General features: G+C 65.4%; 10 protein-coding genes and 1 riboswitch. Of the genes, 4 read left to right on the forward strand and 6 right to left on the reverse strand.

Going from position 1 to position 13,539, the window contains the following annotated elements; genetic code table 11:
- The first annotated feature begins 253 nt into the window (after nt 1-253).
- Entirely contained in the window at nt 254-1,228 is a 975-nt protein-coding gene (locus Q0030_RS28480; protein WP_298374697.1) for a hypothetical protein, read from the forward strand.
- A gap of 24 nt (nt 1,229-1,252) precedes the next feature.
- Nucleotides 1,253-2,251, forward strand: coding sequence for a hypothetical protein (locus Q0030_RS28485; RefSeq protein WP_298374698.1), 999 nt, complete (start codon nt 1,253-1,255; stop codon nt 2,249-2,251).
- A gap of 33 nt (nt 2,252-2,284) precedes the next feature.
- Here Q0030_RS28485 and Q0030_RS28490 read toward each other — a convergent pair whose 3' ends face one another.
- From Q0030_RS28490 to gcvT, 4 genes are all read right to left on the reverse strand, one after another.
- On the reverse strand, nt 2,285-2,716 hold the full coding sequence (locus Q0030_RS28490) for a thioesterase family protein (protein ID WP_298374701.1): 432 nt from the start codon (nt 2,714-2,716) through the stop codon (nt 2,285-2,287).
- 173 nt (nt 2,717-2,889) lie between these two features.
- Nucleotides 2,890-5,763, reverse strand: coding sequence for an aminomethyl-transferring glycine dehydrogenase (gcvP, locus tag Q0030_RS28495; protein WP_298374703.1), 2,874 nt, complete (start codon nt 5,761-5,763; stop codon nt 2,890-2,892).
- Nucleotides 5,764-5,785: 22 nt separating this feature from the next.
- Nucleotides 5,786-6,151 (reverse strand): glycine cleavage system protein GcvH, encoded by a 366-nt coding sequence (gcvH, locus tag Q0030_RS28500; protein ID WP_298374705.1) that lies wholly within the window; start codon nt 6,149-6,151, stop codon nt 5,786-5,788.
- A 19-nt stretch (nt 6,152-6,170) separates the two neighbouring features.
- Nucleotides 6,171-7,316: a glycine cleavage system aminomethyltransferase GcvT gene (gene gcvT, locus Q0030_RS28505; RefSeq protein ID WP_298374708.1), complete on the reverse strand. Its 1,146-nt coding sequence runs from the start codon at nt 7,314-7,316 to the stop codon at nt 6,171-6,173.
- 141 nt (nt 7,317-7,457) lie between these two features.
- Nucleotides 7,458-7,546, reverse strand: a riboswitch (glycine riboswitch).
- A gap of 202 nt (nt 7,547-7,748) precedes the next feature.
- Here gcvT and alaS point away from each other — a divergent pair.
- Both alaS and Q0030_RS28515 read left to right on the forward strand, forming a co-directional pair.
- Entirely contained in the window at nt 7,749-10,436 is a 2,688-nt protein-coding gene (gene alaS, locus Q0030_RS28510) for an alanine--tRNA ligase (RefSeq protein ID WP_298374710.1), read from the forward strand.
- An 11-nt stretch (nt 10,437-10,447) separates the two neighbouring features.
- Nucleotides 10,448-11,698 carry a cyclic nucleotide-gated ion channel gene (locus tag Q0030_RS28515; protein WP_298375016.1) on the forward strand — a complete coding sequence of 417 codons (1,251 nt, stop codon included), beginning with the start codon at nt 10,448-10,450 and terminating at the stop codon, nt 11,696-11,698.
- Here the strand turns inward: Q0030_RS28515 and Q0030_RS28520 are convergent.
- Nucleotides 11,695-12,195: a DUF3455 domain-containing protein gene (locus tag Q0030_RS28520; protein WP_298374713.1), complete on the reverse strand. Its 501-nt coding sequence runs from the start codon at nt 12,193-12,195 to the stop codon at nt 11,695-11,697. The genes Q0030_RS28515 and Q0030_RS28520 overlap by 4 nt on opposite strands.
- A gap of 36 nt (nt 12,196-12,231) precedes the next feature.
- A complete protein-coding gene (locus Q0030_RS28525) occupies nt 12,232-13,446 on the reverse strand; it encodes an NADP-dependent isocitrate dehydrogenase (RefSeq protein ID WP_298374716.1) in 1,215 nt (404 codons plus the stop codon).
- Between the last annotated feature and the right edge of the window lie 93 nt (nt 13,447-13,539).

Below are 13,539 nucleotides of genomic sequence, written 5' to 3' on the forward strand. Positions count from 1 at the left end.
CCGCGATCCGGCAGAACTCCGGCCTGATCTCCGAGCAGATCCTTGCCGGCACGCCCGAGCGCGACGCCGAGGGCGAAGAGCCCGCCGACGAGTAAGCGTCAAGCATGATCCGGAAAAGTGCGAAGCGGTTTTCCGAAAAGATCATGCTCAAACGATCAAATCATTTCGCTGCAAGCGGGCGCTGAGGACGTTGAGTTGCCGACGTCTTCGGCGCCCGTTTGGTTTTGTAGCCGGTGTTCAGTGAGTTGAAGCGGTGAAGCGCCTGATCTTGGGTAATCCATCCGGGCTCGACCTGAAACGCGCAGGTCTGGGCGACGCGGTGCTTCCGCTTTCATTTCGCTTCGCCTGGGGCGTGCTGCCTTCGTCACAAGAGCTGGCGGCCTATTTCAGCGTGCGAGCGGGCCAGAAGCCGGGGAATCATTGGTCGGATTGGATTTCCCCGTCCGCGAAGCGCGCGACTTGGAAGGACCTCGCGTTCAACGATTATTGCCAGTCGTTCGACATCATCGAATTGTGGTTTGACCCTGATCCAAACGATCAGCTGCAGTTAATCTGGGTGCTCGACCAGTTTCATGCTCAGCCGGACATGTTAGCGAAGCTGAAATTGCGTCTCGTCGGCTTCAGCCTGCTAACGATGGACCCGGCATGGCGCGGTTGGAACGAGGTCCCGCTGGCTAACATCCGACCTGTGGATATCGAGACCGCTAGCATATGCTGGCAGGCGTATCGGGCGACAACTCCGCAGACGTGTTTCGATGTGATGCACCGCGACCTGAGTGCGTTTCCCTTGCTGAGGCCGGCTCTGCTTGATCTGCTTCGTGAGCTGCCATGGAGCAGATCTGGCCTTGGCGCGACCGAGATGCGGTTGCTGGAGCTAATCGCGGCAGGGTTCATGGGGACCAACGCGCTGTTCTACCTCCGCGGCTTTCGCCAGCGTGGCGTATTCAACGACATGGAAATCGGCAGGCTGCTCGAGGGCCTTGCGCATGGACCGCGGCCGGCGATCGCCGGGCTCGACGATGGCTTGCGCTCCATCGAGCCGGAGAATGCGAGAGCTCGCCTGGAGGCCTTTCAGCGAAGCCGCTTGTCGGTGACAGAGTTTGGCAAGGCGGTGCTCGCCCACAAGACGGACTTCACCGATCACAATCCGATCAATCGCTGGTGGGGCGGCACGCATCTCACCAACGAGAACCTCTGGCGCTGGAAGTCGGCGCTGGTCAAGCACTAGTGTCCATTCGCGGTGTCGACTGTTATGACCCGGCTCATCCTCACATTCACCGATAGCGGAGCGGGTGGCCTGAAGGCCGCACGGCTCGCCGATTGCGTTGTTGGCGTCGAGCAGCGGTTCGTTTGCGGAAAATTGCCGCCATCAAGCGAACTGGATGCCTTGTTCTCGCCGCGCGCGGCTTCGTATCGCGCCGGGGCTCATTGGCTGGACAATCTCACCGGCAGATTGCTTGAGGACGCGCATCGTCAGGGTCTCGGATTGATCGAATTTTGCGAGCGCTTCGATGCCGTCGATCTTTGGGGCGATCCCGATCCGAACTCACAACTGCAATTGATCTGGTTGCTGAATTACTTGCGCCCGCATGCGAGCGTCGCATCCAGGCTTGCGATATTGCAAGCTGATCTTATCATCGGCGAGCGAGAGCCGGCCGAATTGGCCGCATGGCAGCCGCGCCTCGCTCCCGTCCGAGGCCATCAATTCGAAGTCGCCAGCGCTGCGTGGGCGGCTTGGGGTGCGTCAACGCCGGAAGCCTGGTTCAATCTGTTGACGCAGGAGCTGCGCGCGCTTCCGCAATTGCGGAATTCAGTCGTCGCGCTGCTGGAAGAGCTCCCAGCGCGTGGCTCCGGGCTCGGCGCAACGGAAATGCGAATGCTGGAGCTGCTGTCAGCGGGACAGGTCCATCCGTACGATCTGTTTCCCGGGCACGAGAAACCCAATACCCGGCGGACGTTCGGTTATTGGGAGACCGGGGCCCTGCTGGAGGGGCTGGCTCGATGTCCGATGCCTGCCATCTCGGGCCTCGACGAGGGGCCGTTCGATCTCGACATGCACGAGGACCCGGAACGTCACCAACGCTATAAGCGCAGCAGGCTCGCGTTGACCGGCCTCGGCAAGGCAATCGTCGCGGGCTCCGGCGACTTCAGCCAATACAATCCGATCCATCGTTGGTCGGGCGGCACCGAGCTGACCAACGAGACGCTGTGGCGCTGGGACGCCGGGAGCCGCACCTTGGTCGCTCCGTAGGGCTAGCGACGCCGGCAGGCGCCGCGTGAATCCCTACGCCAGCGCTTTTTCTCGGCTCGCAATCAGCGCCCGCAGATCTTCCGTCACGGCGACCGACTGATGGGTCTTCTGGTCGGTCGCGACCCAGATGATCTCGCCGGTCGCGCGCAAATCCTCGGAGCCCTTGGCGAAGATCGCGAGTGTAAGCACGATCGAGGACCGGCCGATCCGCGCGACCCGCACGCAGACCTCGATGTCCTCGTCGAACCGGATCGGCGCCTTGTACTCGACGACCGACTTCACGGTGTGAAAGTCGATGCCGGTCCGTGCGACCTCGCCAAGATAGTCGTAACCGAGTGCGCGGAAATATTCGGTGATGGCGGTGTCGAAATAGGTCAGGTAGTGCGCGTTGAACACCACGGCCTGCGCGTCGACCTCGGAATAGCGGACGCGAAACGGGAAATGAAACCAGTATTCCTCGCGCATGGATCCTCCTGTCGCGGCTTTGTTCGCCGTCGTTTGCCCCCGGCCAGTGCGGACAATATGATAGCCGGATCGTAGATCGTAGGATGGGTAGAGCGGAGCGAAACCCATCTTTCTCGCACGTGATTGGCAGTGATGGGTTTCGCTGCGCTCTACCCATCCTACAACATGGCCCGTTACTCCGCGGCTTGCGCGTAATCCTCGATCGGCGGGCACGAGCACACCAGATTGCGGTCGCCGTAGACATTGTCGACGCGGCCGACCGGGCTCCAGTATTTGTCGGACCGCGACACGCCGGCCGGGAAGCAACCCTCGGCGCGGGTGTAGGCCCGGTTCCAGGCGTCGTCGGCGATGTCGTGGACGGTGTGCGGCGCTTGGCGCAGCGGCGAGGCCTCGACCTTCCAGCGGCCCTTCTCGATCTCCGCGATCTCGCCCCGGATCGCGATCATCGCGTCGCAGAAGCGGTCGATCTCGAACTTCGATTCCGACTCCGTCGGCTCGATCATCAGCGTGCCCGCCACCGGGAAGCTCATGGTCGGCGCGTGGAAGCCGTAGTCGATCAGCCGCTTGGCGATATCGTCGACAGTGACGCCGCTGGTCGTCTTCAGGGCGCGCGGGTCGACGATGCATTCATGGGCGACGCGGTCGCGGACGTTGCGATACAGCACGGGAAAGTGCGGCTGCAGCCGTGCGGCGATGTAGTTCGCGTTGAGGATCGCGATCTCAGTGGCGCGCGTGAGGCCTTCGCCTCCCATCATCAGGATGTAGATGTAGGAGATGGTCAGGATCGACGCCGAGCCGAACGGCGCGGCCGACACCGGGCCGATGGCGTGCGCTGTCGCGCCGTCGGTTGCGGGATGACCGGGCAGATAGGGCGCAAGATGCGCCTTCACGCCGATCGGGCCCATGCCGGGGCCGCCGCCGCCATGCGGAATGCAGAAGGTCTTGTGCAGATTGAGATGGCTGACGTCGGCGCCGTAATCGCCGGGACGGGACAGCCCGACCTGTGCGTTCATGTTGGCGCCGTCGAGATAGACCTGACCGCCATGCGCGTGCACGATGTCGCAGATCTCGCTGATATGCTCCTCGAACACGCCGTGGGTCGACGGATAGGTGATCATGACAGCCGCGAGGTTGGCCGAGTGCTTCTCCGCCTTGGCGCGGAGATCGTTGACGTCGACGTCGCCGCGCGCATCGCACGCGACAACCACGACGTCCATGCCGACCATCGCGGCGGAGGCCGGATTGGTGCCGTGCGCGGAGGAGGGGATCAGGCAGACCTTGCGGTGCGGCTCGCCGCGCGCGAGATGATAACCCCGGATCGCAAGGAGCCCGGCATATTCGCCCTGCGCGCCGGAGTTTGGCTGCAGCGAGATCGCGTCATAGCCGGTGATGTCGCACAGCCACTGCTCCAGCCGCTTGAACAGCGCATGATAGCCCTTGGCCTGATCCGCGGGCGCGAACGGATGCAGATTGCCGAACGCCGGCCAGGTCAGCGGGATCATCTCGGTGGTGGCGTTGAGCTTCATCGTGCAGGAGCCGAGCGGGATCATCGCGCGGTCGAGCGCGAGGTCGCGGTCACTGAGCTTGCGCATGTAGCGCAGCAGCTCGGTCTCGGAGCGGTGGGTGTTGAACACCGGATGGGTGAGGAACGCGCTGGTGCGCCGCAGCTCCTTCGGCAGCGCCTCGCGTGCGGCCGCCTCGATCTCGGCAAAGCTGAGCTTGCCGCCGAACACGCGCCACACTGCCTCGACGGTCTCCGGCGTCGTGGTCTCGTCGAGTGCGATGCCGAGCGTGGTCGCGCCGATGCGCAGATTGATCCGCTCCGCCTGCGCGCGGGAAACAATCTCGATCTGCTTCGCTCCGGCCTCGACCGTCACGGTGTCGAAGAACGCCTCGCTGGTCGGTGCAAAGCCGAGCTTGCGCAGGCCTGCGGCGAGCACGGTGGCGCGGCGATGCACGCCGCGTGCGATGTGGGTTAGGCCCTCGGGGCCGTGATACACCGCATACATCGAAGCGATCACGGCGAGCAGCACCTGCGCGGTGCAGATGTTGGAGGTCGCCTTCTCGCGGCGGATATGCTGCTCGCGGGTCTGCAGCGCGAGGCGATAGGCCGGTGCGCCACGCGAATCCACCGAAAGGCCGACGATGCGGCCGGGCAGCGAGCGCTTCAGCGTGTCGCGCACCGCCATGTAGGCGGCGTGCGGTCCGCCATAACCCATCGGCACGCCGAACCGCTGTGCCGAGCCGATTGCGATATCGGCGCCGAGTTCGCCGGGCGAGGTCAGCAGGGCCAGCGACAGCAGGTCCGCGGCGACGATCGCAAGCGCGCCCTTGGCGCGCAGTGATGCGATGGCCGGCCGGAGGTCGCGCACCGCGCCCGTCGTGCCCGGATATTGCAAGAGCGCGCCGAGCACGTCGGCGTTGTCGAGCTCGGTCAGGGGATCGCCGACCACCAGCGCCCAACCCAGCGGGGCGGCGCGTGTGCGCATCACCGCCAGCGTCTGCGGATGCACTTCCTTGTCGACGAAGAACACCTTCGCCTTCACCTGCGAGTGGCGCTCGGCGAGCGCCATCGCTTCGGCCGCCGCGGTCGCCTCGTCGAGCAGCGAGGCGTTGGCGACGTCGAGCCCGGTGAGGTCGCAGATCATGGTCTGGAAGTTGAACAGGGCTTCGAGCCGGCCCTGGCTGATCTCCGGCTGATACGGCGTATAGGCGGTGTACCAGGCCGGGTTCTCCAGGATGTTGCGCTGGATCACCGCGGGCAGGATGGTGCCGGAATAGCCCTGGCCGATCAGCGAGGTGAACACCTGGTTCTGCGCGGCGAGCTCGCTCATATGCGTGAGCGCTTCGGTCTCGCTCAGCGCCCGGCCGAGATCGAGCGGCGCCTTCTGAAGGATCGACGCCGGCAGCGTCTCATTCATCAGCGCCTGCAGGCTCGCGGCGCCGACCGTTTCCAGCATCGCGTTGATGTCGCGCGGTGACGGTCCGATGTGGCGGCGGACGAAATCGGTGGCGGCTTCGTTGATCGGCTTGAAGGGCGCGTTCATGGGCAGATCCTTGGGGTGATCCTCAGGCGGTGTGTGCGGCGTAGGCGGCCTCATCCATCAGGCCGCCGAGCTCGCTCTTGTCGGCAATCTTCAGCTTGAAGAACCAGGCCTTGCCGCCGGCATCCGAATTGACCAGCGCGGGCTCGGCCGCGAGTGCCTCGTTGACCTCGATCACGTCGCCGGTGATCGGCGCGTAGACGTCGGAGGCGGCCTTGACGGATTCGACGACGGCGGCGGCCTCGGCCTTCTTCAGGCTGCGGCCGACCTTGGGCAGTTCGACGAACACGACGTCGCCAAGCTGCGATTGCGCGTAATCGGTGATGCCGATCGTGGCGACGTCGCCCTCGATGCGGAGCCATTCGTGGTCGGACGTGTACAGCGTCGTCATGGGATCGATCCTTTGGCGTTTAGCGTTTGTAGGTATTGGGAACGAAGGGCGTGGCGGCGACCTTGAGCGGCAGTCGTTGGCCGCGCACCTCGGCGAAAACGGTGGTGTCGAGCGCGGAAAGGGATGTCGGCAGATAGCCCATCGCAACCGGCGCATTGAGGCTCGGGCCGAAGCCGCCCGAGGTCACCTTGCCGATTGGTTCGGTCGAGGTCGGATCGGCGAACAGGGCAGCGCCCTCGCGCACCGGCGCACGGCCATCGGGCTTCAGGCCGACACGGCGGCGAGCGGCGCCATCGGCGAATTGTGCGAGAATCCTGTCGGCGCCCGGAAAACCGCCGGCGCGGGCGCCGCCGCTGCGGCGAACCTTCTGCACCGACCATTCCAGCGCGCCTTCGACCGGCGTCGTCGTGGTGTCGATGTCATGACCATAGAGGCAAAGCCCGGCCTCGAGCCGCAGGCTGTCGCGCGCGCCGAGCCCGATCGGCAGCACGTCGGGATTGTCCAAGAGGGCAGTGACCAGGGCTTCCGCCTTGTCAGCGGGCACGGAAATCTCAAAACCGTCCTCGCCGGTGTAGCCGGAGCGCGAGACGAAGCAGTCGATGTCGGCGACGCGGCGCGGACCGCCGTCCATGAATTTCATCGAACTGACATCTGCACAAAGTTTCGCCAGCGCCGATTCGGCCTTCGGCCCCTGCAATGCGATCAGCGCGCGGTCGGCCAGCGACACGATCTCGCAAGCTTCCGAGAGATGCGCGCGCAGATGCGCCTCGTCCTCGGCCTTGCAGGCGGCGTTGACCACCAGAAACAGGTGATCGCCGAAATTCGCCACCATCAGGTCGTCGAGCAGGCCGCCGTCGTCGTTGGTGAATTGCGCGTAGCGCTGCCGTCCCGGCGCGATGCCGACAATGTCCTGCGGCACCAGTTTTTCCAGCGCGAGCGCTGCGTCACCGACCTTGCCGGACTTGGCCCTCAGCACGAGCTGTCCCATATGGGACACGTCGAACAGGCCGGCTTCCTTGCGGGTGTGCAGGTGCTCCTTCAGCACGCCGGCCGTGTATTGCACCGGCATGTCGTAGCCGGCGAACGGCACCATCTTGGCGCCGCGCGCCAGATGCAGCGCGTGCAGCGGGGTCTGTTTCAGCGGAGAGGTTTCGCGCGCAAGCATCACAGGGCCCTCGCGGTTCCCGCCGGGGACCTATTTCCCCTTGAGAAACCTGCAGAAAGCCCCATCTGTCGCTGTGCCTGAGAGTATTATCCCGTCGGCGGACGCATCGGGGAGAACCCCAGCGCCTCTTTCCAGATGTCAGACGTCACGCGGTCCTTTTGCCTGAGAGTTTCCGGGGCGGTTGCTCCTTCGGCGCCGGCGGTAAGGCCGGTCTCTCCCGACGTGACTAATAACAGGTAGGTAGAAAACACGGCGCCACCAAGACTGTCAACGCAGCTGCAACAACTATCCAATGGGCTTTGTGCTGCCGCGGCAAGCCCATGATCCGCCTGCACAGTTTCTGGACACCGCAGCTGGCAATGTCTAAAAGCGTTCGGCCGGAAAATGACGCCTTTTTGCGGCTGGCCGGCCCCTTTTTCCGATTGGATGAACATGAGCAGCGTCAACGACATCAGGTCGACATTTCTGAACTTCTTCAAGGAGAACGGCCACGAGATCGTGGCGTCGTCGCCGCTGGTACCGCGCAACGACCCGACCCTGATGTTCACCAATGCCGGCATGGTGCAGTTCAAGAACGTCTTCACCGGCGTCGAAAAGCGCGGCTATCAGCGCGCCACGACGTCGCAGAAGTGCGTGCGCGCCGGCGGCAAGCATAACGACCTCGACAATGTCGGCTACACCGCGCGCCATCTCACCTTCTTCGAGATGCTCGGCAACTTCTCGTTCGGCGACTATTTCAAGGAGCGCGCGATCGAGCTGGCCTGGAACCTGATCACCAAGGATTTCGGGCTGAAGAAGGACAAGCTGCTCGTCACCGTCTACCACACCGACGACGAGGCGGCCGGCTACTGGAAGAAGATCGCGGGCTTCTCGGACGACCGCATCATCCGCATCGCGACCTCGGACAATTTCTGGGCGATGGGCGATACCGGCCCGTGCGGTCCGTGCTCGGAAATCTTCATCGATCGCGGCGAGCACATCTGGGGCGGACCTCCGGGCAGCCCGGAAGAGGACGGCGATCGCTTCCTCGAATTCTGGAATCTGGTGTTCATGCAGTACGAGCAGGTGACGAAGGAGGAGCGCGTGGCGCTGCCGCGTCCCTCGATCGACACCGGCATGGGGCTGGAGCGCATGGCCTGCATCCTGCAGGGCGTCGAGAGCGTGTTCGAAACCGACCTGTTCCGCCATTTGATCGATGCGGCTGCATCGGCCCTCGGCCATGGGCCGAACGCGCAGAACGTGGCGTCGTACCGGGTGATCGCCGACCATCTGCGCTCCTCGGCGTTCCTGATTGCCGACGGCGTGCTGCCGTCGAACGAGGGCCGCGGCTATGTGCTGCGCCGGATCATGCGCCGCGCGATGCGCCATGCGCAGCTGCTCGGCGCCAGCGAGCCGCTGATGCATCGCCTGGTCTGGGCGCTGGTGCGCGAGATGGGCCAGGCCTATCCGGACCTGGTGCGCGCGGAGAAGCTGATCGAGGAGACGTTGCAGCTGGAAGAGACCCGCTTCCGCAAGACTCTGGTGCGCGGCCTGTCGATCCTCGACGAGAAGAGCGCCAGCCTCAAGAAGGGCGACATGTTCGACGGCGACACCGCGTTCACGCTGTACGACACTTATGGATTCCCGCTGGACCTGACGCAGGACGCGCTGAAGTCGCGCGGCATCAGCGTCGACCAGGCCTCGTTCACCGACGCGATGAACCGTCAGCGCGAGAAGGCACGTGCCTCCTGGGCCGGCTCCGGCGAGGCGGCCACCGAGACCATCTGGTTCCCGCTGCGCGAGAAGCTCGGCGCGACCGAATTCCTCGGCTATGAGACCGAGAGCGCGGAAGGCGTGGTAACGGCGCTGGTCAAGGATGGCGCCGAGGTCGACGGCCTCAAGGCCGGCGAGAGCGGCGCGATCGTGCTGAACCAGACGCCGTTCTATGCCGAGTCCGGCGGTCAGGTCGGCGACGTCGGCATCCTCACGGGCGAGGGCGTCAAGTTCCGCGTCACCGACATGCAGAAGAAGGCCGGCGACCTGTTCGTGCATGTCGGCACGGTGGAGCAGGGCACCTTGAGCGTCGGCACCGCGCTGCAACTCGAGGTCGACCACGCCAGGCGTTCGTCGATCCGCGCCAACCACTCGGCGACGCACCTGTTGCACGAGGCGCTGCGCCAGGTGCTCGGCGATCACATCGCCCAGCGCGGCTCGCTGGTCGCGCCCGATCGCCTGCGCTTCGATTTCGTGCATCCGAAGCCGATCACGCCGGAAGAACTCGCCCGGGTCGAGGACATCGCCAACGATGTCGTGCTGGAGAATGACGAGGTGACGACCCGCATCATGGGGGTCGACGACGCCCGCGAGGCCGGTGCGCGCGCGCTATTCGGCGAGAAATACGGCGACGAGGTTCGCGTGGTCTCGATGGGCAAGAGCGCCCGCGAGCACGGCCAGAACGCGCTCGGCTGGTCGGTCGAGCTCTGCGGCGGCACCCATGTCCGCCGCACCGGCGACATCGGCCTGATTTCGGTGACCGGCGAGAGCGCGGTCGCCTCCGGCGTCCGCCGCATCGAGGCCCTGACCGGACATCATGCGCGCAAGCACGCCAATGACACCATGACGCTGGCGAAGACCGCGGCGGCCGAGCTGCGCACCTCGATCGAGGACGTGCCGGCGCGCATCGCAGCCCTGATGGAGGAGCGCAAGAAGCTCGAGCGCGACCTGTCGGATGCCCGCAAGAAGCTCGCGATGGGCGGCGGTTCGTCGTCGAACGGTGCTGCCTCCGGCGTTCGCGAGGTCGGCAACGTCAAGCTGCTCGCGCGCGCGGTCGAGGGCGTCGAGACCAAGGATCTGAAGAGCCTGGTCGACGACGGCAAGAAGCAGATCGGCTCGGGCGTGGTGGCGATCGTCGGCGTCACCGAGGACGGCAAGGCCGGCATCGTGGTCGGCGTTACCGCCGATCTCACCTCGCGCTTCAATGCGGTCGAGCTGGTGCGCAAGGGCTCCGAGGTGCTCGGCGGCAAGGGCGGCGGCGGCCGGCCCGACATGGCGCAGGCCGGCGGCCCCGATGGCGCCAAGGCGGACGCCGCGCTGTCGGCGATCGAACAGGCCATGACTCAACAGGCATCGGCCGGCGCCTGACGGAGAGGCTGATCGTGGCGACGGCTCCGCTCAAGCCCACGATCAGCGATCCCGGGCTGCGCGAGCGTCTCTACGAGCTGCTCGAGCAGGACCACCTGCCATATTCGGTCGGCTCGCGCTTCGTCCGGCTTGTCGTCGCGATCATCACCGTCGATGTGCTGGCCGCGATCCTGGCGTCGGTGCCGGAGATCGATGCCCAGTTCTGGTGGCTATTCACGGCGATCGAGATCGCCGCGGTCGTCGCCTTCGCGCTGGAATATACTGCGCGGCTCTGGAGCGTGGTCGGCCGCTCGCTACGCGACATGACGCCGTTGCAGGCGCGGCTCGAATATGCCTTTTCGGCGCTCGGCGTGATCGATTTGCTCGCCTTCCTGCCGTCGGCCATCGCGCTTGCGATCGGCGACAAGACCGCGCTGGTGCTGTTCGGCATGCTGCCGTTCCTGAAGCTGGTGCGGTATTCGACCGCGATGCGCTCGCTGCTGGCCGCGCTGCACGCCGAGCGTCGGACGCTGTTCGGCTGCGTCGTGATCCTGACCGGCGCGGTGCTGCTGTTCGCTTCGCTGCTCTATGCCATCGAGCACAAGGTGCAGCCGGACAAGTTCGGCACCATGCCGCAGGCGATGTGGTGGGCGATCGTGACGCTCGGCACCGTCGGTTATGGTGACGTCGTCCCGGTGACGCCGCTCGGGCGGATCGTCACGGTGGTTGCGATCGTGGTCGGCTTCGCGATGATCGCGCTGCCGGTCGCGATCATCTCGACCGCGTTCGCCGACGAGGTGCGGCGCCGCGACTTCGTCGTGACCTGGGGCATGCTGGCGCGGGTGCCGCTGTTCTCGCATCTCAACGCCGCCGACATCGCCGACATCATGCGGCTCTTGCGGTCGCAGACCGTCGAGGCCGGCGAGGTGCTGGTGCGGCGCGGCGATGCGGCGTCGTCGATGTACTTCATCACCGCCGGCGAGGTCGAGATCGACCTGCCGAGCCAGCGGGTGCGGCTTGCCGACGGCTCATTCTTCGGCGAGATCGCGCTGCTCAGGCGGACCAGCCGCTCCGGCACGGTGACGGCGGTGCGGAAGACCAAGCTGCTGCTGCTCGATGCGCAGGACTTCCATGCCCTGATCGAGCGGATGCCGGCGCTCGCTGCCCATGTCAGGGAGACAGCGGAGGCGCGCCTCGCTGATCCGCTCACGGCCGGTGGCGACCTTGCCGTCGGCGAGATCGCCCAGGCACCGCAAGAGACCGATGGCGGTATCCGCGATTAGTCGCGGCGCAGGAACACGTAATCCGCCGAATACGCCGCGCTCTTCAGTGCGCCTGATTTGTCGCAGACGCCACTGAGCTCGCCGCCCGAGGTGTTGATCCGCTGCACCGTGGCGACGCTCGCGAGCAGGCCGTTGCCGCGGTGGGAGATCACCTCGAGCTTCAGCCAGGGAATGTCTGAGGCGGTGGCGCCGGGTGCGCTGCCGGCGGTGCGGGCGGTCACGGCGCTGCCGTCGACATGCTCCCAGTTCGGCCCGGCGTAGTGCCGGCCGACGGTGCGGCCACCGGCGATCAGGGTGGCGACTGGTTCGCGGAACGACCAGGCGAGCTTGCCGTCGGTGACCGGCTTGCACTCATAAACCTGCACGCCCTCGGCATGCGCGGTGAGGACCGCGGTCTCGTCGGGCGCCGCAACGGGGGCGGGCAGGGGATCGGCAGCGAGGGCCGCCGATCCGGTCAGCAGGAACGATGCGAGCGCAACGGCTCTAACAAGGGCCATGATTACGCTCGCACCTGTTGTCCGGCTACGGCGGCCTCAGGCCGCCATCGCCTTCCCGAGGTTGTCGGCAACCTTGTCGAGGAAGCCGGTGGTCGAGAGCCAGCGCTGGTCGGCGCCGACCAGGAGCGCGAGGTCCTTCGTCATGTAGCCTTCTTCGACGGTCGCGACGCAGACCTTCTCCAGGGTGGTGGCGAACTTCGCCAGCGCCTCGTTGTTGTCGAGCTTGGCGCGGTGGGCGAGGCCACGGGTCCAGGCGAAGATCGACGCGATCGAGTTGGTCGAGGTCTCCTTGCCCTTCTGGTGCTCGCGGTAGTGGCGGGTCACGGTGCCGTGGGCGGCTTCGGCTTCGACCGTCTTGCCGTCCGGGGTCAGCAGCACCGAGGTCATCAGGCCGAGCGAGCCGTAGCCCTGGGCCACGGTGTCGGACTGCACGTCGCCGTCATAGTTCTTGCAGGCCCAGACATAGCCGCCGGACCATTTCAGCGCCGAGGCCACCATGTCGTCGATCAGGCGGTGCTCGTAGGTCAGGCCCTTGGCCTCGAATTCCTTCTTGAACTCGCGGTCGTAGATGTCCTGGAAGATGTCCTTGAAGCGGCCGTCATAGACCTTCAGAATCGTGTTCTTGGTCGAGAGGTAGACCGGGTAGTTGCGCAGCAGGCCGTAGTTGAGGGAGGCGCGGGCGAAATCGATGATGGAGTCGTCGAGGTTGTACATCTCCATCGCGACGCCGGCGCCAGGCGCCTTGAACACTTCCCGCTCGATCACGGTGCCGTCCTCGCCGACGAACTTCAGCGACAGCGTGCCCTTGCCGGGGAACTTGATGTCGGTGGCGCGGTACTGGTCGCCATAGGCGTGACGGCCGATGATGATCGGCTTGGTCCAGCCTGGAACCAGGCGCGGCACGTTCTTGCAGATGATCGGCTCGCGGAAGATCACGCCGCCGAGGATGTTGCGGATGGTGCCGTTCGGCGACTTCCACATCTGCTTCAGGCCGAACTCCTTCACCCGGGCCTCGTCGGGGGTGATGGTGGCGCATTTGACGCCGACGCCGACCTTCTTGATGGCTTCGGCGGCGTCGATGGTCACCTGGTCATTGGTCTCATCGCGGTATTCCATGCCCAGATCGAAATAGAGCAGTTCGACATCCAGGAACGGGTTGATCAGCTTGTCCTTGATGTACTGCCAGATGATCCGGGTCATCTCGTCGCCATCGAGCTCGACGACGGGGTTGGATACCTTGATTTTTGCCATGACAGGGAGGCCCTCTTGGGAACGGCGCGCTTTTGACGGCGGGGGTGGAATACGCCTGCGCTATAGCACCGCCCGGGGACGGGCGGAAGCGCA

Source organism: uncultured Bradyrhizobium sp. (genome assembly GCF_947648125.1).
Taxonomy (GTDB): domain Bacteria; phylum Pseudomonadota; class Alphaproteobacteria; order Rhizobiales; family Xanthobacteraceae; genus Bradyrhizobium.